We start from the raw sequence: 21608 nt of genomic DNA on the forward strand, positions 1-21608 counted from the left end.
TATGCTGACCCTGCATGCGTTTTACGTGGCCGCTTGTGCGGTCGTCTTTGCCGTGGTCCTGGTCGACACCGGCATGCTGTTGGAGCCCCTGCAGCGGGCGGTGCGCGAGTGGCACATGCGCTGGTACAACACCCGCTGGCAATCCGCGGATGAAGACGGCACCCCTCGCCAAGCCCTGAACACGGAGCACTTCTACTGGCAAGGCAACGACCTGGATAGCCGGTGGTGGTGGAAGCCGCTGTGGGGCTGCGTAAAGTGCGTGGCCGGCCAATGGGCCCTGTGGGGCTACCTCGTGCGCTGCTGCGTGCTGCACGACGCCTATTCGCCCTGGCAGCACGCCGCCTTCGTGAGCCTGACCATTCTTTTTGCCTGCATCCTGACCAAAGCCTACCAATGGAGCCAACAGTAACTGTTCCTCAAATCATCCAGCCTCCCCTTAATTGCCTCTCTTTTGAGGCAGACGGCAGGGTATATACCCGCACGGAAACGCTTTGCTTAGGTCGACACCGCATCTTGCAACGCTTTCAAACAGAGTTGTTGTTCGACACGACATTGCCCGGATTGATCGAAACCGTGACCGCGGCAGACAAAGAATTCAATAGCGGCAAGTTGGCAGACGGCTTCTTTAATTTTGGGCATCTCAAACAAAAGATCAACCTCATAGGGGGCAATACCGTCCGCGCCGCTGAAATCGTAGGGCTCTTCTATAACACGGCCGAAGAAGACCCTTCGGTGTATGACCACGCTGCCATGCAGCAAAAGGTGTATCAGGCGTGGAGGGCTGTAGACCGGGATTTTTTCAGCGCGCAAGCATGGCGCTTGCTGTTGCTTACCTCCACAGCTTACCCGCCTCTGCCCGTGGAGGAGAACGAGGCAAGCACCCCGACAGACGCACGTTAGCCCAGCGCCTTTCCGCACTAGATGATTATTGGGCGGACCTCTTTCTGTGCATCTCTTCCGGGCGACCTGAGGCCTATCCGGCCTTGAATGCTATGAGCGCGCACGAGTTCTACCAGTTGCTTGATGCCAAGAAGCGCCACCCCGACCTGTAACGCCCCTTTCGGCTGGCCCGGTTTCGGGCGTGGTTTGAGGCATGGACGTAGGGACCGTATACAAGCTCGATATTTCCGAGGCGCTGGCTGGATTCGACAAAATCAGCCAAGCCGATGCGCAGTTTCGCGCCACCGTGCAGCAAACCGGCGCCCAGGCCAAGAAGTCGTTTAGCGACGCCGCCCAAGCCGCCATCGACCTGCAGAACAAGCAGGCCGCCGCCACCGCCGAAGTGGCCAACGCCGCCGTGGTGCACCGCGAATTGCGCGGGGTGCTCAACGACTTGCGCGCCGCCGAGAAGGATCTGGAAAAGGAACGCCGCACCAGCAAAGCCGGCGAGCAGGCCGCCAAGCTCACCGGCGAGTTGCGCCGCAACCGCGAGGAACAGGCGCGGGTGCGGGCCGAAATCAAGCTCACCGAGCAGGCCATCAACGAAGAAAGGGAGGCCGCCAGCCGAATCAAGGAGGAGCTGCGCGCCCAACAGCAGGCACAGAAGCTTACCACTGCCGCCGGCCGTGATGCCGCCGCGGTGGCAAAGCAGCGCGCCAAAGAGGAAAAGGAAGCAGCGGCAGCAGCTGAGAAATCCGTTCGCTCCGCCGGCATATTGACCCAACTGGAGCAGAAGCTTACAGACCTGACCGAACGCCGGGCCAAGGCCTCCACCCGCACGGAAGTGCGCGGGTATAACAAGCAGATCCAGGACACCCAAAAGGAGATTGCAGACCTCAAAGGAGAGGCCGACAAAACCGGGGGCGCTGTAGGCGGTATGTTCGGTCGATTCGCGGGGGCGGCTGGCGCGGCGGCCGCTGTAGGTATCGTTGTCGGCTTCGTAAAGAACCTGGCTGACCAAGTCATTGAGGCTGGCAAGAAAGCCGACGCAACACTGGGCAAGTTGCAGTTTGCCCGCGGCGGCGACCTGGAAAAAGCGGCGGCAGATGGGCGGCAACTCGCATTCGAGGCCGAACGGTTGGGCCTCAACCTGAACTCGGCCGGCGCCTCTTACGGTAGCTTTACCGCCGCAGCCGCAGCGGGCAACTTGCCGCTGGCTGAAGCCCGCCGCCTGTACTTGGCCGTGGGCGGGGCTGCTGCTGTGCTTAAGGTCAGCTCTGAAAACACGGAAGGCGCGCTGCTTGCTCTGCAACAAATGGTGAGCAAGGGCACTGTATCGGCTGAAGAACTCAGGGGGCAGCTCGGGGAACGGCTGCCCGGCGCATTCGCCATTGCTGCCCGCGCCATTGGGGTAACCGAAAAAGAACTGGGCAAGATGCTGCAGCGCGGCGAAATTGCTGCCTCAGACTTCCTCCCCAAGTTTGCCCGGGAGCTGGAGAAGACCTTTGGCGACGGCACCGCGCAGGCTGCCAATTCATTGCAGGCCAACACCAACCGCATTGACAACGAATGGCAACGCTTTCTGCTGCGCTTCACCAGCGCAACGGGCCGCGCCGTGTCGTCCATTGCCAAATTCAGCAAGCAGGCCAACGATTTTCTGGATGGGCTGACCCCAGAAGGCCAAGCGGACCTAGCAGCGACCAGGGCCGCGGCAGGCGTTAAGCGTTATCAAACCCGGCTGGAAAAGGCACTCGACCAGACGGCGACAAGCGCCAAACAACGGGGTGGCAACGTGGCGGAGGCGGTTGAGCGCGGGCTCGACGTGAACCAAGCGCGCCTGCAAAAGAGCCTGGCGGAAGCAGAGGCCGTGATGAAGAAGTACAGCAGCCCGGGCTACATTAATGAGTTCAACGCAGCGGGTGGCGGGGGGTACAACGAATTGCGTCCACTCATTGAAGCTAACCAGCGGCGGGTAGCCTTGCTTCGGGGCGAATTACAGGCATTGCAGGATGTGCGCGTGGCCCGGAAGAAGGCCACCGAAGACGAAGACAAGAACCTGCAGGGCCTAATTGAAAAGCAGCAGTTGCTTATCAAGAACCTGCAAGACCGCCAAAAAGCTGCCCGCAATGAAAACGCCGGGGATGGGGCAGACTTTCTGTTCGGTAAAGGCGGACTGAACCAGCAGTTGGCCGCCGCCCAAAAGGAACTCGACCGGCTGCTGGGCAAGGTGGAGAAAGGCGCCAAGCAGCGCGCTAACGCCCTGGCAGCTGCCTTGCGGGCCCTGTACGCCGAAGAGGAGCGGCTGCGCAAGGACGCGGCGCGCATGGAGCTAGCCCAACTCAAAGACGAGGGGCAGGCCCGCGCTGCCGAACAACTGCGCCAGTCGTTGGCCGAAATCAACCGCACCGAGCAGCTGCTCAAAGACAAGGAAGCTGCCGTGCGCAAAGCCGGTGGCCGTGGAGGCAATGCCGATGGAGTCATTGACGGCGTGCAGGCCAAGCAGTTGACCGCGTTGCGCCTGGCGGCCCTCGATGCGTATTACACCGACCTGCTGCGCATCAGCGAAGCCCGCGAGCAGCGCCTGTTCGACCTGCGCGCCGATAGCGACGCCAAAGAAGTAGAGGCTGTCAACCGCAAGTACGACAAGCTCGTAGCGGCTGCCCGGGGCAACGCGACCGAGTTATTCGCCATTGAACAGGCCCGCGAGCGAGACCTGTTGGCGCTGCGGTTTCAGCAGCAGCAGAAAGCGATTGACGAAACGGCCCAGATAGGCCGCGACACCGTGGCGGCAACCATTGGCGAGGTGTACGGTACCGGCACCGGCATCAGCGAGATTGAGGCAAAGCGCGCCGAGAAGAAAGCGTTGCTCGAAATCGACCGCAAGCACGCCCAGGACACGCTCAACAACACGCTGCTGCTCACCGGCAAGCAAGGGGAGATAAGCCGTCAGGCGGCTGAAGCCGAGCTGGCCCGCATCAAGAACGCCCTGAACGCACTGGAACAGGAGAAGCGGCGCCACGCCCCCGAAGACTTCCTGTACAAACTCATTCTGGGGGAAGACGACAACGAGGAAAACCGACGCGACTTAGACGAAACGGTTGCCATAGCCGAGCAGACCTACCGGAAGGTGTTGGAGGCACAACTTCAGTCCGCGCAAGCCTCCATCGATGCCAAAACGCGGCAGGTGGATGAGGTGCAACGCGAGCTGGACCGCGAGCTGGAGTACCAAAAGGCCGGCAGTGCCAGCAGCGTCAACGCCAAGCGGGAAGAAATTGCCCAGCTCAAAGCCGAACGCCGCCGTGCCATCGAAGACCAAAAGCAGGCCCAGCGGATTCAGTTGGTACTCGACAGCGCCGAACAATCCTCCAGCCTCTTCACCGCGTCGGCCAACATCTACAAGGGCACCTCCAAACTCGACGCGGTTTTGCCGGGCTTGGGGGTGGCAGCTGGCACCGCCATTACGGCGCTGCTTGTTGGGGCTTTCGTGGGCAGCAAGCTGAAAGCGTTGCAGGCCATTAACAACCAAGGATCTGGTTATTTCAAAGGGGGATATACGGGGGGCGACTCCATTCGAGAAGAGCGGGGCCCGGTACACGGCAAGGAGTTTGTTTTCGACAACGAGAAAACCAGCAAGTACCGCTTTAGCCTGTTCGAGCCCCTGCACACCGGCAAGCCCATTGATTGGGGCCATCCGACCCTGGCGCCGCTGTTGCCCGACCTCGACGCCCCGAAGCAACTGCGGGAAGCACGCCAAGCAGCCTTGCAGGTGCAGCACCACCACACCTTCGCGCCGTTGCAGGCTGGCATTGACCGCATGGAAGCGCGTATGAAGGCCGTGGAAAGCCACGTTTCCCGCTTGCCCTACACCCAAACCACGATTATGCCGGACGGGACCGTGGTGGAAACCAACCTGGAGAACGGCGGCACGGCGAAGACACGGATTGTATAAAATCCGTATCATAGCAGCCATGATTCGTTGCGTTATCCTCCTGATCCTGTGTTGTGCTTACCTGCCGAGCCTTGCGCAACTGCCCGATGATTATTTTCAAAAGCTGCCCCTGTCACAGCCAGACACCATCCACCTAGGCTTTTCCGAAGAAATAGACAAGCGTTATGGGTTTAGGGGCCTGCGTTTTGAAACGCCCTTCCAACAAATAAAAGGGCTGCAGTACACCGGCAGCAGCGGCCCGCACAAACTGTATCGGAAGGTGCCGGAGAACAAAACCCTCGGCAACTGCAAGCTCGACGCTGTTTTGTACGCCTTTTACAAAGGACGACTGGCCAGCATCTTGGTAACGACCAGCGGCGACGACAACTCCGTGGAACTCATTCGCATGTTGACGCTTGCATACGGCGAGCCGTTTCACGAAGAAGAAAGCGATAAATGGTTGTGGGAGGGCAAGAAGGCCGTCGCGCTCTTCGGCGTGAACGATGACGGCTCCACCTCGGTCTACATCAGCAGCAAAATCATGTCGACCCAACTAGAGCGAGACGAGAACACGAGGCGGCAGCGCGCCGCCTCCGGCTTATAACCCACTCCTATGAAAACACTGCTTGCCCTTGCTTCAGCGCTCATCCTGCTCGCCGGCTGTGATTCCGACAGCAAAAAAGAGGATGCCAAACCATCGGGCACCCCCAAGACGCTGACATGCACGATTGAAGGCCGCTCGTTTAGCCGCACCGCCAAGGCGCGGTTCCAAGCAGCTTCGGCTTCCACCGCCAACCGCGACGTGCTGAGCATTTCCACCGACGCGCCGCCCGCAGGCTCGCCCAACGAATACGTTACGGTCTTTTTCAACAAGGCTCCAGGCGCCCCCAACAGCGACTACAAGCTGACTTCGGTGTACTACGATGCCACGACCAACGCCACCATATACGAGGATGAGGGCCCGGCTACGCTAAGCAAAACCGCCAGCGGGTGGTCGGGTACTTTTTCGGCCTCGATTACGCGCCCTTCCGGCGTGGTGTTGAAGGTGGAAAACGGCGTATTCACGGACATACCCGAGTAAGGCTGCCTTTCCGCCGCTCGGCTTTCGGGCGTGGTTTGTCCCATGCCCGTCTTCGACCTCGACGCCCCCCGGCGGTTCTTCCTTACCGTGCGCGGCCGCACCGTGCCGGCTGCTCCCGTGCTGGAGCAAGTACTGACGCGGGAGCCGGGAAGTGACGATGCCGCCTATTTCCGCGACAAGCTCGGCAGCGAGTGGTCCTTTACTGGCGACGACTTCGCGCTGCTCTACGCGCTGGAAAACAGCAAAGACCGGTGCGAAGAAATTGGCATCCGCATGGAGGTGCCCTTGGTTGCGTCCGGTTTTGCCACGGTGTACCGGGGTGTCTTCACCTGCACCGAGGTAAGTTGGGACCTGGACCGGTGTACCGCCACGGTGTCGCCCACCGCCGACGACGGGTACCGGTTGCTGCTCGAAGCATGGGAAAAGGAAGTTAACCTGCTCAGCGCGCCGGGCTTTAACGGCACGGGCGCGGCGCTGCAGACCATCACGGCCAATATCCGCAACCTGGTGGGCAGCAGCGACCCGTTGCAGCAAACGGGCTTCAAGGTAGCCTTCAAGCGCACCGACGACACGGCCGTAAACGACGAATTGGGCGTTGACGGCTGGGCGGAGTTTCTGCGCAACAAGAGCTACATCAGCGCCCCGCTAACCGGCGGGCCCGTGACCGCCTCGGGAACCCGGGACCATACCGTTATTCTGTTTCGGTACGAGCTGCACAACGTTGCGCTGACACTCGAACCGTTGAGCGGCGAGTACATCGTGCCCGACAAAAGCGCGGCCGGGTGGCAGTTCTTCAACCGCGACGACTCGGTTTCGCCGCCCGTTGCCTCCTATGTCAAGACGCCCGAAATCAGCGGCTTCAAGCCCTACCTGATCGGCACCTACAACGACTGGAAGCACTTCGGCAACGGCTCGCGCCCCAAGTACGGCAACGACCTGCTGCTGCTGCCGTGCGGCCAGAAGCCCAGCGACTACCAGTTCAGCAACAGCGACTATTTGGAGGTAACCGGACCCGAAGGCGCCCACAACGGGAGCCAACTAGGGGATAGTTGCTGGCCCTGCCTCAACACGCGCCGCGTCACCACGCAACCCAACTGCACGAGCTTGTGGTGGCGCTTCGGGGCGTTCCGCTTCACCCGCTGCTTGCCCTTGGTCGACGCGCTGCACCACGTGCTGCAGCAAACCGCCCCCCAGCTCACGCCGCCCAGCCCGGCCCAGCTGTCCACGTTCCTGGTGAGCGCCCTGAACCCGGCCACCGGGGCGAGCGGCATCTACAACGAAGTGCCCCGCCTGTGCGTGGCCGCCGGCTCCGACGTGAAGCGCTACGGCGCCTCCGAGCCGGCCACCCGGCTGCTGATCAGCGCCAAGACCTTCGTGCAAGACCTGTGCACGCTCTACGACCTGCGCTGGGACCTCGACCCGGGCACGGGCTGGTTTCGCCTGGAGCACCGCAGCTTCTTCGAGGCCCGCAGCGCCAACACGCTGGACTTAACGGCTTACCCGAATGCCACCCTGCCCGGGCGCTACAAGGGCCGCACCCAGGTGCTGCCCGCCCGCGAGCAACTGGCCATCAGCGCTGCACTGAGCGAAGAACCCGCCACGGGCCTTTCGTTTGCCGCGGCCGAGTGGGTCTACGACGGGGCGTGCGTCAACCAGCGCGAGGGCCAAAACCGCAGCGTGCGCAGCGTCTCGCGTCTGACGGGGGATGTAGCGGGCATGGTCTTGTCGGGCAACGCGTTGCCCGACGAAGCGGTGGTGCTGCTGGCCAGCCTGCCGTCGGGCGAGTTGTACGAGGGCAACCGCAAGGTGTCGGCGTCGGAACTGTTGCGCCGCTACCACCGCCACGGCCGCGCCCGGCCCCAGGCCGTGTTTGGCCCCACGGGTGCCCTCTTCGACATGGCCTCGGTGCGCCCGGGCCGCGAGCAGGACGCCTGCACCGTGCCCCGCCGGGAAGGGCTGAGCGGGCTTGATGCCACCGCCCGGCTGGTTACCAACCTCTCGGCGCAGGCCGAGTTGGGCAAAGCCACCTGGGACCTGTCGACGGGCAAGGTGACGGTGGTGCCCTTGCTGCCCGCCCTTGCCAGCACCGCCGAGGGGCCCTTGCCCGCCGAGCGCCAGTTCAACGATTCCTTTTCCGATCAGTTCGCCTGATGCTCAACCCGCACACGTTCCCCTTCGCGGCCGCGGGACGGCCCTTGCCCGACGCCGAGCTGCCGGCCTGCGCCGAGCAGCCCTACAGCCTGCCGGCCCCGGCCGACCGGTTCCTGCCCTTCTGCCTCACGCGCCCCGCCAACCCGGCCAGGCGCCTCGACTGCGCCCGGGTGGTGCGAGCCGACACCGGCGCCGTGCTCGTGACGCTGAGCCTGACCGGCGGCACGTACCCGCTCGACGTGGAGAAGCGCACCGATGGGCAGACGGATTACTTTCTCTACTACGGGGCCATCGTGCCGGGCCTGAGCCTGCCCTGCGGCATTCCGCTGCGGTTGGTGGTCGATGAGTTTACCAGCGTGCGGTTTTCGGCCATTGCCGACCTCTCGGGCTATTTGCTGCTCGAATGGTACCACGACGGGCCGCTGGCCGGCATTCCCTACGGGGCTGGGATGCGGCAGCGCCTGTACGTGGAAGCCGGGGCGCTGCGCTTCGGGCCGCCGCGGCAGGACATCGAAGAAACCCAAGACAAGGCCACGGGCACCAAGCGCACGGATTTTCTGGCCCTTACGCGCACGGCTACGTTTACGGTGCCGCCCGCGGCCTCGTACCTCGTGCAAGCCGTGCACGCGGCGCGGGCCCACCGCTACTTCGAAGCCGGCGGGTTGCCGCTCGCCGTCACCGACACCAAGCAGAGCGACTTCGGCACCGACGTGTGCCGCTGGACGCTTGACGTGACGGTGGAAGACGTGGACGTGTTGGTGGCCCGCGGCTGCCCGGCCCCGCTGCCGGTGCTCGACGTGGCCCCCTATACGCCCCGGCCCTACGTGTGCGGCGACACGAGCGACGTGGCCCCCGACTGGCAGCGCAAGCACCCGGTCGAAACCGAATGCGAGCAGGACGCGGCCCCGGAGTGGCGCCGCAAGGTCCCGTTCGAAACCCAGTGCGAACCCCTCTGACCTATGGCCAACACCGGCCGCATCCGCTACCGCGAAATCGACCAGAACCCCAACAGCCCCACCTTCAACACGGAGCGGTGGAGCGACTGGGTGACGGACGAAACCGCGTGCCCGCCGCCGACGCGCTACAACTCCGCCACGATCAGCGAGCTGGTGCAGCGCAACGACTGCACGGGCGGGCTGACGGGCACGTTTGTGCGCTACACGGTGGAGGCGGGGGCGTTCTTCAGCTACATCAGCCAGGCCGATGCCGACGCGCAGGCCCAGGCGCATTTTGACGACACCTACCAGGCCTACGCCAACGCCAACGCCACCTGCCAGAGCGGCAGCAGCGGCATTACGTGGCTGCCGGTCTACACCGGCACCTGCTTTGCCTGCCTGATGGAAAACAGCCAGGACCCCACGGACCGCCGCCCCTCGACGGCCGCCGAAAACACGCAGTACTACACCGGGTTGCCGTGCGTTGCCTGCGAATCCGAATAATCTTTTCTCACCCCAAACCCCAACCCCGTCATGGCTGTAAACCCCGACGACCCGACCATCCCGGTCAACTGCGAAGACGCCGTACTGCCCACCGGGCTGGCGGCGGCCGATTGCTACACGCCCGAACTCAACTACGGGCCCATTGTCAACCTCTACCTGACCAAGACGCCGTTTGCCGCCCCGCCGACGCTCGTGGAAGTCACGCGCCGCTTGGCGCTGGCCAGCACCGACGACGAGCAGCTGGTGGGCCCCATCGTGGTGCAGCTGAGCCGCGCCGCCGCCACGGGCAACACCATCCGCGTCAACGGCGTGGACTACGACGCGGCCACGGTCTCGTCCTACGACGTGACCATGCAGGACACGAGCGACGCCAACTACGACCTGGCGCGCGCCACCCAGGGCGGGGGCATCAAGCGCTACGTGTACGGTGTGGATCAGAACAACAACTGGTTCGGCGGCCAGAACGGCATCACCGGCGGGCAGAGCACCATCAAGCTGCGCGTGGTGCTGCCCACGGGCGAAACCGACCTGCAGACCCTGACGGGTACCGTGTCGGGCCTCGGCAAGTTCGACCCGAAACGCATTGCCTCGCCGGTGGCGGCCGTCTTCGGCTAAGCCGCGCAGCCTGTGCCGCAAGCGCCTGCCTTTCCGCCGGGAAGGGCAGGCGCTTTTTTTGGTGCAGTACCCAGCCCCGAATCGATGCCCGCCAACCTGCCCAAGACCCGCCCGCAACTGGATGATGAGTTGGTGGCCTTGATTACCGACCTGCTCAACAAGCAGAACACGGCGGCGCGGGTACGGGCCATCATCCGCAGCATCCACGCCTCGTTCTACAACAAGGCCGACGACGTGTTTTCGGTCGACAAGATCAGCGGGCTCAGCGAGTACCTAGCTTCACGCATCATCACCAGCACCAACAAGCTGCGCGGGGCGCCCAAGATTGTCGACTACTTGGAGCCGTTCGCCGGCATGCCCGCCCGCTGCATCACCCGCGCGCAGTTGGCGGCCGATTGGCTCACGCTCGAAAACGTGTGCTACGTGCGCAACACGGCCACGGCCGCCGAGTTGGAAGACGACCCCAACGCGGTGCAGCCGGGCAGGTTTTACGTGCTCTCCGCCTCGCGCTTTGGGGAACTGTCGGTGTTTCGCAACGGCGGCGGCGGCAACGACGCAGCGCCGGGCGCCCGGGCACGTGCCTCGTGGGTGGAGCAGAACACCGAAGCCGCCCAAGGGGCCGGCATCGAAGAGTACGATCCCAACTACAACGCCACCGGCACGCCCACGGGCTACCCGGCCGGTGTGACGCTGAAATACCTCTCCGAAGGCAAGCTGTACTTCGTGCAGACCCTGCAGGCGCTGCCGGTGCCCGTGCCCGCGCCCACGCTCGAAGACGACGACCCCAACTACGTCAGCACGCCGGCCCCTTCGCCGCTGCAGCACCAGCAGAACACCGACTCGGGCACCACCTCGCCCGTGTGGTCGTGGGGCCCAACCTCCTCCGACAACCAGGACAGCGGCCCGCAGGTCTCCCCGGTGCAAGTGGCCCAGATGACCAAGGGCGGCCCGCGCATCGCCACGCGGTTTGTGGATTACAACGAAGCCGACCCCGCCCGCGTGGCCGGGTGGGAGGTGTGCCCGCGCTACGATGCCCGGTTTCCCGAAGCCGCCCCCGGCGCGCCCGTGGGCACGCTGAACCGGTGGGTGAAGGTGGCGAATTTGGATGATGTGGGCGGCGGCGGGGCGTACCTGCCTTTGGCCGGTGGCACCGTAACTGGGCAAACCACTTTTGAAGACGGTCTCGTGCTGCCGGACAACACCACCGGCAAGCTGCTTCGCATCTGGGCGGACGACGACCTGCATTTCAGCTACTACGACGAAGGGCTTACCAACGAAAACCAGATCGTCAGCATCAGCCAGAACGGGATTTACGTGGGCTATGGCGGCTTGGTGGTAATCGGCGCTCCCGGCGGCACCACAAGCGCCGCCCTCTCGGCCTCCAACGAAGGCTTGCTGACAGTGGGCGGCGCCCCCGTCGCCGCGCAAGCCTACTACGTGGACAGCAGCATGAAAGCCGCCGTGAGCGGCGGCACTTTCACCAACGGCGAACTGCAAGGCGCGCAGCCGGTGGGCTCGCTCGCGGGCATGCGCTTCACCACCGCCACCTACGGCTACGAGTACATGCCCGGCGCGTCCGGTGCCTTGGTGTGGAACCGCTTTATGAAACTCTAAGCCATGCAACAGCCAACGCATCCGGCCTTAGAGGCCACGAAAGCCGCCGCCGTAGCCGAAGTCAAAGGCCCCGACAAAGTGGTGGTGAAAGCCGGCGACCCGCCCGTGGCCGTGCCCAAGGTGGACGACCTGTTCAAGGCCTTTGAGCAGTACCGCACCGTCACCGTGCCGCAGCTCATCGCCGCCGCCGTGGCCACCGCCACGCAGGCCACGCTCGAGAGCGTGCAACTGGTGCTCAACCAGCAAGCCACGGCCAACGCCAACGCGCTAACGGCGCAAGCCCAAGCCTTTGCCGCCTCCTTGGGCGGGTATGCCACCACGGCCGCGCTCGACGGCAAGGCCAACGCCTCGACCGTGCAGGGCCTGAGCCAAACCCTCAACACCTTGACCGGCACCACGCTGCCGGGCCTGCAGCAAACCGTCACGCAGCACACCGCCGATTTGGGCAACCGCCTGCGCAAGGACCAAGCCGACGCCACCGCGTTTCCGCTCGGCGTGCCGGCCTCGCAGGACATGGGCAAGGCGGTGCAGAAGTCGGAGTTGGCCGGGGGCATCCAGCGGCCCTACCGGGTCTTCCAGAACGTGGGCAGCACGCCCGTTAGCGCCTACCTGCGACCGGGCCAAACGGCCCCGATTGTGGACGCCTTGGGCTTGGGGCAGGTGTACGCCCTGCTGGTGGTGCGCATCAAAACGCTGGTGAGCCCCGGCCTGGCCTCGACCATCACGCTCTACCGCAACGGCACGAGCTTCTACACCCAAACCATTGCCCTGGCGTCGCTGCCGGTGGTGGGCAAGGTGCTCGACATTCTCTCGCTCACGACCACGCTGCCGGCCGACGTGGTGCTGCCGGCCACCATCACGGCGTCGGCGTCGGCCGGCTCCTTTGAAATCATCATCGACGGCATCCTGAAATAACATGGCCATTCCCAACCTACCGGACGGCATCGACGCGAAACTTCCCTTTCTCGTTACCGATGCGCCGGCCAACAAGAAGATTTCCGCTACCCAGGACTGGAACCCGTTGGCGGCCGGCGTGAAGGCCTCGATTGCGGCCCTCAACACCAACGTACTGGAGATTCCGGCCAACTACCTGCCCGGCTTCCCCGGCGGCACGGTGCTGCAGCTGGTGGCGTGGGTGTACCAGAACGCAGGGGGCGGCAACATCGAAGAGCCCGTCACGAGCAAGACCATCACGCCCACGGCGTTCAGCCGGAGCATGGGCACCAAAGCCGCCACGGCCAACCACGCGGCCTACTCCGAGCTCTGCGACCTGCACATTGCCCAGACGGGCGGCACCTCCGCCACGGTGGCGTTTTGGTCGGACATGCCCACCAACCCCACCGGCAGCAACAACATGGCCTTCGCGCCCAACAACGACGGCAACGTCTCGCCCATCGGCATTGCCGTGGAGTTCGACGGCGAAAAGGTCTTGGTGGACGGGCAGCCCTTGGCCCTGGCGGAGGGCATCGGCCTGACCACCTTCACCCTGCCGCTGCCGGGCGACGGCACGCTGACGCTCAAGGCCAGCATCCTGCAAAACCACAACGCCGCCGGGGTGCTCTCCGGGGCCGTGCCGGTGTCGGTGACCATCAACGGCGCGAACGTGACGGCCGTGCAGGTGTTCCCGGCCCGCAAGCCCAACGGGGCCGTGCACTGGGGCGACAGCCGCGTGGGCGGAGTGCAAACCACCAACCCGGCCTACACCAGCCTGCTGGCGCAGGAGCAAGCCCTGCTGTCCGAATGGGACATCGTGGCCGACGCGGCGGGCGGCAACCGCCTGAGCGTGCTGCTGGCCACCGACGAGATGCAGCAGGCCGAAGCCCAGCGCATCGCCACCGCCTTGCAGCCCTACCCCGGCCGCAAGGTGCTGCTCCACGGCCCCTGCGACGCCAACGACTTCGGGCAAACCACCGTGCCGTCCGCGACGCTGGCGGCCCTCAACGGCTCGTACTTCGACAAGCTGCACGCGCTCGACCCCGAAATTGAAATCATCCACCTGACGGGCCCGCTCGGCTCCGAAGCCGGCATGGCGGGCGAAACCCCCGACCAGTTCCGCGCCGGCCTCAACGCCGCCGCCACCGGCCGCCCCTTCGTGAAGAACCACACGCTGACCGGCGCCACCACGGACGGGGTGCACTTTTCCGATGCCGGGGCCGCGGTAGCCGCCGGGCAGGTGGCCGCGAAGGTCAACGAAGGCGCCACCGAAGAGCCGGAACTGGTGTGGCAGCGGGTGGAGTTGAAAACCGGCATTCCCGGCTTGGTGCTCAACGGCGCATGGCTGGACGAAAACGATGTGAGCAACGTCTACCCGGACGGCGACGGCGACGGCATTGCGTTGGGCTTCGGCAAGACCGGCTACGCGCAGTACACGCACCCGGCCCCCATTCAGGGCATTCGCTGCTACGGCCCCAAGTTCGGCAACGGCGCGGTCTACACCGGCACGGTAGACGGGGCGCACAGCCAGACCGGCACCGAAGACAACGGGGAGTTGATTCTCAAGCAACTGCTCTACGAAGTAACGGGCCTCACCCTGGGCTCCCACACGCTGCGCATGACCAAAGGGGCGGGCGACTACTTCAACCTCGACTATGTAGAGGTGCAAGTGCCCGCCTAACCCCACCGGGCCGCCACGCCCGCATCTTCCACTGCTACGACTTATCCGCCTGTGCCTCCCGACAATGACGACGCCATGCTCCACGACCACGAGAGGAAGATTATCCGGCTGGAGGCAAAAGTGGAAATCCTAGAAACCGATCAGCAGCGCCTCAAAGATGAGTTGGCGGTCTACCAAGCCGCCACCATCGGGGCCAACAAAAAGCTCGACGCCATCATGCACGCCTTGGTGGGGGACGAGTCGATGAAAACCACGGGCCTGGTGCAGCGGGTGGAAGGCATTGAAACCGTCACCAACTGGATCAAAGAGCTGAAGTGGAAAGCCGTGGGGGCCTTGGTGGTGATTGGCTGGGCCATGGCCTTCGCCTACTGGGCCCTGGAAAAAGTCTTCAAATAATATGCTATGCGCTTCACCCTGCGAAACTTCTACCACCCCGCCCCGCGCCAAGTGCAGCGGGTCGCCGCAGCCCTGAAAGGCATCAGCGGCATCGTCACGCTCTCGGCGCTGGCCTCCGAATACAAATGGCTGGCGGGCGGCGGATTGCTGCTGGCTATCGTGGCCGAGACCATGGAGAAGCTCAGCGGCGACCCCGACACGCCCGCCCCGCCCAAAGACGACACCCCCAACGCGCCCGAATAGCATGAAAACCTTCCTCAAGTGGTTCGGCCTGGCTTGCCTGATTGGCTTTGCCCTGAGCCTGTGTACCAGCTGCACCCGCCGCCCCCAACCCTCCGACCCCGAAACGGCGCACCAGCACCAAGCGCAACACACGCCGGACGTGGGCGCGAAGCCACGTAATTCCACGCAAACACCGGAAATACGTGGCAACTACGTGGAATTACCCGCTGCCGCGCCCACAACAGCAGTAGGTCGTTTTCTGCGCACGGTGAATCCGGTAAACCGCAGCCAGCGCCGCTACAACGCCCGCGAGTTCAACCGGGCTATGGCAAAGACCGGCAAGCAGAAGTGTAAGGGCTGCACCATCGTCTACGGCTCGGTCGACAACCTGAGCCAGACCGGCAAGAAAGCCACGGCCGCCACCGGCACCGGGGCCGCCGCCGCCGGAGCCGGCGCCCAGCAAGCCACCGACAGCGCCACCCTCACCTCGGCCCAGACCGGCAACGCCGCTACCCAACAAGGCGACGGCAACCAACTGGAGCAAAAAGCCACCGTCGAACAAGCCCCCGATTGGCGCGCCACCCTGGCCGCCAAGCTGAGCGGGCCGCTGGGCATGGTGCTCGGCCTGGCCGGTGGGGTGGGCATCCTGTACCTGATTTACGCGTGGCGCCGGAAGCGGGCCGCGCAAGACCTCATTGCCTGAGCCATGCCCGACATCCGCCGCCTCGACTCCGCCACGGGCCCGCGCGTGGTGGTGCTGCACATCACCGGCCTCGGGTACGCCCGCGTGAAGTCCATTGCGCGCGGCTTCACCTTCGAAACGACTGCTGACCGCTTACACCCCGACAAATGAACTTCCCGCACCCCTTCGAATACCTCGCCGCCGAACCCGGCCCGGTCATCCTGCGCGAAGCCCTGGCTCACTTCGCCCTGCACGAAATAGCCGGCCCGTCTTCGCACCCTACGATTATGGCGTGGGCCAAAGAGGTGGGCGCCAGCAGCTACTACCACAACGACGATACGCCGTGGTGTGCGCTCTTCATGGCCCATTGCGCGAAGGTGGCGGGTTTTGCCTTGCCGCCCGACCCATTGGCGGCCAAAAGCTGGTCGGTCTTCGGCCAACCGGCCCCCAAGGGTGTGGCCATGCTGGGCGACATCGTGGTGAAAAACCGCGCCGGGGGTGGCGGGCATGTGGGCCTCTACGTCGGGGAAACCAAGACCCATTACGCTGTGCTCGGGGGCAATCAGGCCAATCAGGTGTGCATTGCGTGGTTCCCCAAGAGCGTCTTCACGCATATCCGCCGCTGCAAGTGGAAGGTAAGCCAGCCCGCCAACGTGCGGCGCATCGTGCTGAATGCCCCCACGGCGGCTGGCGTCTCTGAATCCTAATCACCTCACCCTTTTCACCCCAACGCCATGAACAAACTGCCCATTCCTCCCTTCGGCATTCCCATTGCCCTGTGCTTCGTCATCGGCTGGGTGCTGGTGCTGCTGTTCCCGACCCGTTCCCTTCTCGGCCTCTCGCACCACGCATGGACGGGCGTGCTGTTCTTCGGCACGTTGGCCGCTGCCGTGTATTGGCTCTGGTGGGGCGTGCGCCGCGAGTCGCTGAACGACAAAGCCCGGAAGCGGTGAAACCCATCGACCGGGCCCACCTGCTGTACTGCCTCGGGTGGGGTGCCGTGGTAGCCGTGTGGCTGCTGGCGACGCTGTGGTTGATTGCCCCGTTGCTGCCTGCGAAATGATAGCCCTGCTTCTTGCCCACGTCGTCGCCTTGGCCCTGTTCGGGCTGCTGACGGAGTGGGAAATCGGCTACAACGCCCGGCGCATCCAACGCGACGGGGCGAAAGACAGCCTGCACGATACCTTCCACCGGCAACGCTTCACCCTGCGCGCCGCCGTGGCCGTGCTCGTGGCCAGCGGAGCCTCGCTGCCGGCGTGGGGGCACTGGCTCTCCTGTGGGCTGAGCGCGTGGGCGCTGCTGGTGGCGGGGGCCGTGTGGTTCGGCTACCGCTTCAACACCGGCCTGAACCGGGCGCGGGGCTTGCCGGCCTACTACGTGAGCTTTGCCACGTTTGCCAGCCGCTTCGACCGCTTCATTGCCGACAAGGTGCGGCGGGACTTCCCCATGAAGGGCGCGGACGCCGACACGCGCATGCGCTTTTGGTATTTGAAAGCCGACTGCGTGCTGCGCCGCTACCTGCGCCTCTCCCTGGGCATCGGGGCGGGGTTGTATCTGATTCACTTGGTTCTTGCCCTGGTATGGCTGTAAAGACGAAACGCCGCAAACACGCGGGCTGGTACCGCATCAAACAATGAACGAGCCCATCATCCTCACCACCGCCATGGTTGCGGGCGAAACGCCCGGCGTGATTGTCGGGTGCCTGTTGGAAATGGCCGGCGTGGTGGCCCAAGGCAGCACCGAAGACGAAGTATTCAGTGACTTGGTGGAGGCCACCGAGAGCATGCTGAAGTACCGTCTGCCAGGTAAAACCATGGCCGATGTACAGATCGTGCGGGGCGAGTTCTACACCGACTTCCGCGACATGGTACGCGCCACGCGGCTGCACCGCAAATACTAACACCCGGTCTTGGGCCACCGAGGCGGCAACCTCAGGAGCGGTGGCCCGGCAGAGCGTCCGTTGGAGCAGTCCGGCGGGCGCTTTTGTGTGGATAAAAAGGCGGTATATTGTGGATAAATACTTGACAAACAGATGATTATTGCGACAAATACTACGTATATTAGCATATGACTAACGAAGAGATAACCAACCTACTGCCTTCCGGCGCCCAGACGCGCATTGCCAAGCAAGTAGGGGTATCCAAGCAAGCGGTTAGCAAGGCGTTGCAGGGCAAGCTGAAAGGCGCGAAAGCCGACCGCATCCTGAAAGAAGCTACCGAGCAAGCCCAGCAAGAAGCCCGCCGTCAACGGGCCGCCGCCGAACGCGCACGGCTTGTGTCCATGACAGACGAAGAACTGCTTAGCCAGCTTGACAGCGAAACGGAGCGCGAGAAAGCTCTTTGCGCGGCTTTCTATGAGTTGTGGCTATGTTGTCAACCTAAGAACTCGGTTTTCGATTGGGGCACATGGGGTACCGAGCCAATGGCTTTTACCCTCAGCTATATCCGCAGCCTGCAAGAGCAGATAGCGGAGGGTGCTGCCTATTGCGAAGAATTGAGCCGGGCGAACCTTGTCAAGCAAGGGCGCATCTGCGAGCTGAACCGCGAAAACGAGATACTGCGTAACGGGCAGCCGGCCGGCTACCTTAACCTTTAATGCCATGAGCAACAACCTTGACCACTTTAGAGGCTGCTTAGCCTGCGAATCCGAGCGCCTTGCCCAGATTATGCCGCTAAACCGTGGTTGGCAGGGTAACATCGAAGAGGGGCCGCACACCTGCGCCAAAGCCGAAGACCGGCAGATTATCGATATGGTGTTAGAGGGCACGGCACAAGGCGCGGTGTTGAACGGGATGCGAACCGACAACGAAGCCGTGAAAGTCCTTCGCGCGGCCTTAACCGAAGCCGAGCACCTGAGCGGCTACGACGACCGGAAGGCGTTCAGCGTGTTGGCCGAAGCGGTAAGCGAATACTTAAGCACCAAATACGAATGAGCGACTTGGAACGCCTTGAATACTTCGACCTGTACGGCGAAATGCCGGTGTTTTCGCGGGCGGGCTTGCAGCAGTTTCGCTTTATCGAATACTCCTACACCGCCGCCCGCCTCGCCAAGTTCCACCGCGAACGCCCGTACCGGGCCCTGTAAGATGCTGAGCCTAGACACCGTTCTAATGACTGCGCCCGCCGGCGACGGGTACCGGTCTAATCTGATTGCCGAACCCAAGTACGCCGTGGTGCCGTCGGAATACTACAACAACCTAACGGGTTTCTACGGCTTCAAGGTGGGCATACCGATTCGCCTGTGGCGCGAATACGTGCTGCCGCATGTGGCTGACTTGATAGCCGGACCGGTAACGCTGTTCGGTCAGACCTTGCAAGCCACGGGATGGTCGGCTATGATTGCGCCCATGACGCCCATGCGCAGCACCGACCAACTGGTGTGGGTGTCATTTGAGTCGCCTGAACACGCGGCCTGTTCCAAATGCGCCAACAACCTGACGTGTGCCACCGGCGCGCGCGAAGTACTGGCATCTTAGCCCACCCCTCCCGTATCTTCCGGCATGAGCAAACGCCTGGGCCTCTCGCGCCTCTTTGAGCACGCCCCCGAGTGGGCGCACACCGCCACGTCCTGGTTCGTCGGCCTGCTGGTGCTGGCGTTTGCCTTCGCCCTGGTGCGCGGCTGTTCCGCTTCCGCCGAAGACGAAGAGCGGGCGGCGCTGCAGGCCGAACGGCAGCGGGTGGAAGCCATGAAGCGGTAGCTGGGAGCCCGCTTTTTGCGTATATTTGGTTTCTTCAAAGGCTGACGCGTATGTTCCCTGGCAATGCGGAGGGAGCCCAATACAACCGGTTTAAGTACCGGGCAGCCGATGTTAGCCAGCAATTCCGCAAGGAAGACCCCCGGGAAAGCCGGGCAACTAAGGGAGCGGCCCACGCGGACGCCACGCTGCACTTCTAAACGCCTCGCCTCTTCGGAAGCGGGGCGTTTTGCGTTACGCCCGCCCGCTCTTCTCCCGCCACGGCTCCGACACGCACCCGCGCACGAACACGGCCACGGTGCCATCGGCCAGTTTCACTTCCTTGTGAATGCCGCGGCTGAAGTTGTAGGTGTGCAAACTCTGCAGCGCGTCGGTCACGGTAGCGGGTACGGGGCGGGTGTAGCTCATAGGGGCAAAGGTAGAGCTCAGCCGTAAATGCTTAGGTCTGCCGCGTTGGGTTTGATTTCGCCCGACTTGATACGCTCGGCAATCGAGCACATAAGCCGGCGGTGCTCCCCGCGGGACGCAAAGTAGCCGCTGGTGAACAAGTAGGGGTCTACGTAATGGCGCCGAAGCGAGGCGCGTTCCTGCATGCGGTGGCTACGAGCGGTCTTCATAACGACATTCGAAGGACTGGTGCCCCTCTATATAAAGGAAAACCCAGCGCTGGGGCTGGGCATCGGTCCGCGGCAACGGTGGCGTAGTAGTAATCGGCGCAGCTTACAGGTGTGTTCGGGGGCGTTAGGCGGTCGGGGTGGTGCCGGTTGCTTTGAGGGCCGGCTGTTTGGCTAAGGTAAATTCCTGGTTGGGGGCCGGGCCGGTGAAGCGGTGCACCACGCCGTTGTGATCCGGCATCGGCGGCAGAGCGTCGGGGCTGATCAGCGGTTTGCTGGCCACAATGCCCGTCTGCTTGAGTTGTTCGCGCAACCGCTCGGCATTGGCCAACGCTTCTTGGTATTGCTCCTCGATGGACTTGGCCGGGGGCGCCAGCTTTTCGACCGCCAGGGCAATGCTTTCCTCCCGCTTGCGCGAGTAGTGGCGGTTCATCATCTTGACGCTGTGCCCGCAGATGTCGGCCACCGTCTCGTCGGGCAGGCCGTGCACGTTGCGCATGCGGTGCGAGGCCGTGTGGCGGGCCAGGCCCACGGTCAAGGGCTTGCTCAGCTCCAGAATGGCCGACACCTGCTTGAGCGTTTCGTTGAAGTACTTGTTGCTGAACTTGCGCAGCTGGTACTTGTTGCGCTCCAGCAAAGCCAGCAGTTCCGGAAACGCATAGAGCGGAATGGACACCGGCTCGTTGTAGTACCACCGCTTTTTTTGGCGCACGATGCGCAGCCAGCGCCGCCCCTGCAGGTCGGTGTGCAGGTGCTCGGCGGGGTCGAAGCGGTAGTACTCAATATAGGAGAGGCCCGAGTAGCAGCAGAAGAGCCACGCATCGACCACTTCGTTGAGGGTGCGGGTGGCCAGTTCCGCTTGCTGGAGCTTGGCCACGTCGGCTTCGGGCAGGAAGTCCGGATCGGCGGGCTCCTTGCAGTACTGGAAGTCGTAGTCGGTGATGGGCGAGGCCGGGTAGTGGCCTTCGTGGGCGCCGTGGCTCATCACCTGCTGGAGCGTGTTGACGTGCTTGCGGGCCGTGCTCGGGTCGTGCTTGAGGCTGTTGACGCACCACTCTTCGTACTTGCGCACCCACGGCAGCGTGACTTCGGTGGCCAGCAGCTTCGGGCGGCGCAGGTAGAGCAGGTAGGTTTCGAGCTTGCCGAGGCGGGCGCGGTAGCCCTGCAGGGTTTTGGCCGCCATGCGCAGCTCGGGTTTCTCCTGCTGGGCAATGAAGGCGCGGTAGAGGTCGAGCAGTTCCAACCGGCTCGAGAGCTTGGGTGAGAGCAGCAGCTTGATGGTTTGCGCCGTCAGGGGCCGCTTCAGCTCGGGCGGCGTGTCGGGGCTGTCGTTGAGGGCCTTTTGGGTCAGGTAGGCGCTGTTGGCGCGGTTCACCCAATCCTTGAGGCCCGCGTTGTCGAGCTTCACCGCGTCGGACTTGCCGCGCAGCTCGTGGGCGTCCACGTTCCACTCGGCTTCGGTGGCCCACACGCCCGTCGCCAGGTTGGCGCGGCCCGCCAGGGTGATGCGTAGGTAGATGGGGGCTTTACCGGCCGGGCTTTGCTCGGGGTCGCGTGGGTCTTGGCCCGGCAACCAGGCGCCTTTGCCAGCTACTCGCCAGAGCAGCGTGTTCATGAGGAAGGAATGGGGGGCGTGCATAGCAAGGTGTGGGCATGATGAAGGGTATGTTACCCCCAAC

28 protein-coding genes are annotated in these 21608 nt (G+C 63.7%); 25 read left to right on the forward strand and 3 right to left on the reverse strand.

Translation table 11 applies throughout. The annotated features are described in order from the left end of the window. Window position 1 precedes the first annotated feature (1 nt). From F0P96_RS10585 to F0P96_RS10695, 25 genes are all read left to right on the forward strand, one after another. Window positions 2–409, forward strand: a complete 408-nt coding sequence (locus tag F0P96_RS10585) for a hypothetical protein (protein WP_151078828.1) — start codon at window positions 2–4, stop codon at window positions 407–409. Beyond that, complete coding sequence (locus F0P96_RS10590; protein WP_151078829.1) at window positions 394–900, forward strand: hypothetical protein; 507 nt, start codon at window positions 394–396, stop codon at window positions 898–900. The genes F0P96_RS10585 and F0P96_RS10590 overlap by 16 nt, the downstream gene beginning before the upstream one ends. A gap of 193 nt (window positions 901–1093) precedes the next feature. Beyond that, the gene (locus F0P96_RS10595) at window positions 1094–4828 is read left to right on the forward strand and encodes a tape measure protein (RefSeq protein WP_151078830.1); all 3735 of its coding nucleotides are present in this window, start codon (window positions 1094–1096) and stop codon (window positions 4826–4828) included. Between the two features lie 19 nt (window positions 4829–4847). Continuing rightward, window positions 4848–5411: a hypothetical protein gene (locus F0P96_RS10600; protein WP_151078831.1), complete on the forward strand. Its 564-nt coding sequence runs from the start codon at window positions 4848–4850 to the stop codon at window positions 5409–5411. A 9-nt stretch (window positions 5412–5420) separates the two neighbouring features. Then, window positions 5421–5888 (forward strand): hypothetical protein, encoded by a 468-nt coding sequence (locus tag F0P96_RS10605; RefSeq protein WP_151078832.1) that lies wholly within the window; start codon window positions 5421–5423, stop codon window positions 5886–5888. 42 nt (window positions 5889–5930) lie between these two features. Then, the gene (locus F0P96_RS10610; RefSeq protein ID WP_151078833.1) at window positions 5931–8039 is read left to right on the forward strand and encodes a hypothetical protein; all 2109 of its coding nucleotides are present in this window, start codon (window positions 5931–5933) and stop codon (window positions 8037–8039) included. Beyond that, the gene (locus F0P96_RS10615; protein WP_151078834.1) at window positions 8039–8995 is read left to right on the forward strand and encodes a hypothetical protein; all 957 of its coding nucleotides are present in this window, start codon (window positions 8039–8041) and stop codon (window positions 8993–8995) included. The genes F0P96_RS10610 and F0P96_RS10615 overlap by 1 nt, the downstream gene beginning before the upstream one ends. 3 nt (window positions 8996–8998) lie before the next feature. Beyond that, window positions 8999–9478 (forward strand): DUF5977 domain-containing protein, encoded by a 480-nt coding sequence (locus F0P96_RS10620; protein ID WP_151078835.1) that lies wholly within the window; start codon window positions 8999–9001, stop codon window positions 9476–9478. Between the two features lie 30 nt (window positions 9479–9508). Then, window positions 9509–10093, forward strand: a complete 585-nt coding sequence (locus F0P96_RS10625) for a hypothetical protein (RefSeq protein WP_151078836.1) — start codon at window positions 9509–9511, stop codon at window positions 10091–10093. 84 nt (window positions 10094–10177) lie between these two features. Continuing rightward, on the forward strand, window positions 10178–11707 hold the full coding sequence (locus F0P96_RS10630) for a hypothetical protein (RefSeq protein WP_151078837.1): 1530 nt from the start codon (window positions 10178–10180) through the stop codon (window positions 11705–11707). A 3-nt stretch (window positions 11708–11710) separates the two neighbouring features. Then, the gene (locus F0P96_RS10635; RefSeq protein WP_151078838.1) at window positions 11711–12622 is read left to right on the forward strand and encodes a hypothetical protein; all 912 of its coding nucleotides are present in this window, start codon (window positions 11711–11713) and stop codon (window positions 12620–12622) included. Between the two features lies 1 nt (window position 12623). Then, the gene (locus tag F0P96_RS10640) at window positions 12624–14321 is read left to right on the forward strand and encodes a hypothetical protein (RefSeq protein WP_151078839.1); all 1698 of its coding nucleotides are present in this window, start codon (window positions 12624–12626) and stop codon (window positions 14319–14321) included. A gap of 51 nt (window positions 14322–14372) precedes the next feature. Then, a complete protein-coding gene (locus F0P96_RS10645; RefSeq protein ID WP_151078840.1) occupies window positions 14373–14717 on the forward strand; it encodes a hypothetical protein in 345 nt (114 codons plus the stop codon). Between the two features lie 6 nt (window positions 14718–14723). Next, the gene (locus F0P96_RS10650; RefSeq protein WP_151078841.1) at window positions 14724–14960 is read left to right on the forward strand and encodes a hypothetical protein; all 237 of its coding nucleotides are present in this window, start codon (window positions 14724–14726) and stop codon (window positions 14958–14960) included. Window position 14961: 1 nt separating this feature from the next. Beyond that, entirely contained in the window at window positions 14962–15642 is a 681-nt protein-coding gene (locus F0P96_RS10655) for a hypothetical protein (protein ID WP_151078842.1), read from the forward strand. Between the two features lie 3 nt (window positions 15643–15645). Continuing rightward, complete coding sequence (locus F0P96_RS20970) at window positions 15646–15792, forward strand: hypothetical protein (RefSeq protein ID WP_160620204.1); 147 nt, start codon at window positions 15646–15648, stop codon at window positions 15790–15792. Continuing rightward, entirely contained in the window at window positions 15789–16328 is a 540-nt protein-coding gene (locus F0P96_RS10660; protein ID WP_151078843.1) for a TIGR02594 family protein, read from the forward strand. Before F0P96_RS20970 ends, F0P96_RS10660 begins: the two co-directional genes overlap by 4 nt. A 27-nt stretch (window positions 16329–16355) precedes the next feature. Further along, the gene (locus F0P96_RS10665) at window positions 16356–16574 is read left to right on the forward strand and encodes a DUF4175 domain-containing protein (protein ID WP_151078844.1); all 219 of its coding nucleotides are present in this window, start codon (window positions 16356–16358) and stop codon (window positions 16572–16574) included. A gap of 106 nt (window positions 16575–16680) precedes the next feature. Further along, window positions 16681–17211, forward strand: a complete 531-nt coding sequence (locus F0P96_RS10670; RefSeq protein WP_151078845.1) for a hypothetical protein — start codon at window positions 16681–16683, stop codon at window positions 17209–17211. A 43-nt stretch (window positions 17212–17254) separates the two neighbouring features. Continuing rightward, a complete protein-coding gene (locus tag F0P96_RS10675) occupies window positions 17255–17521 on the forward strand; it encodes a hypothetical protein (protein WP_151078846.1) in 267 nt (88 codons plus the stop codon). A 167-nt stretch (window positions 17522–17688) separates the two neighbouring features. Then, window positions 17689–18216: a helix-turn-helix domain-containing protein gene (locus F0P96_RS10680; protein WP_151078847.1), complete on the forward strand. Its 528-nt coding sequence runs from the start codon at window positions 17689–17691 to the stop codon at window positions 18214–18216. Window positions 18217–18220: 4 nt separating this feature from the next. Beyond that, a complete protein-coding gene (locus tag F0P96_RS10685; protein WP_151078848.1) occupies window positions 18221–18553 on the forward strand; it encodes a hypothetical protein in 333 nt (110 codons plus the stop codon). Continuing rightward, window positions 18550–18705: a hypothetical protein gene (locus F0P96_RS20975; RefSeq protein WP_160620202.1), complete on the forward strand. Its 156-nt coding sequence runs from the start codon at window positions 18550–18552 to the stop codon at window positions 18703–18705. The genes F0P96_RS10685 and F0P96_RS20975 overlap by 4 nt, the downstream gene beginning before the upstream one ends. A 25-nt stretch (window positions 18706–18730) precedes the next feature. Then, window positions 18731–19096, forward strand: a complete 366-nt coding sequence (locus tag F0P96_RS10690; protein ID WP_151078849.1) for a hypothetical protein — start codon at window positions 18731–18733, stop codon at window positions 19094–19096. 24 nt (window positions 19097–19120) lie between these two features. Next, the gene (locus F0P96_RS10695; protein WP_151078850.1) at window positions 19121–19318 is read left to right on the forward strand and encodes a hypothetical protein; all 198 of its coding nucleotides are present in this window, start codon (window positions 19121–19123) and stop codon (window positions 19316–19318) included. 231 nt (window positions 19319–19549) lie between these two features. On the opposite strand, the gene F0P96_RS20980 is transcribed toward F0P96_RS10695, so the two are convergent. The 3 genes from F0P96_RS20980 to F0P96_RS10705 all read right to left on the reverse strand — a co-directional run bounded on the left by F0P96_RS20980 (window position 19550) and on the right by F0P96_RS10705 (window position 21544). Next, window positions 19550–19723 (reverse strand): hypothetical protein, encoded by a 174-nt coding sequence (locus F0P96_RS20980; RefSeq protein WP_160620200.1) that lies wholly within the window; start codon window positions 19721–19723, stop codon window positions 19550–19552. Between the two features lie 17 nt (window positions 19724–19740). Then, window positions 19741–19932, reverse strand: a complete 192-nt coding sequence (locus F0P96_RS10700; protein ID WP_151078851.1) for a hypothetical protein — start codon at window positions 19930–19932, stop codon at window positions 19741–19743. A gap of 124 nt (window positions 19933–20056) precedes the next feature. Next, window positions 20057–21544 carry a phage integrase SAM-like domain-containing protein gene (locus tag F0P96_RS10705; protein WP_160620198.1) on the reverse strand — a complete coding sequence of 496 codons (1488 nt, stop codon included), beginning with the start codon at window positions 21542–21544 and terminating at the stop codon, window positions 20057–20059. Window positions 21545–21608: the final 64 nt, after the last annotated feature.

This window comes from Hymenobacter busanensis (assembly GCF_008727865.1).
In the GTDB taxonomy this organism is placed as follows: Bacteria; Bacteroidota; Bacteroidia; order Cytophagales; family Hymenobacteraceae; genus Solirubrum; species Solirubrum busanense.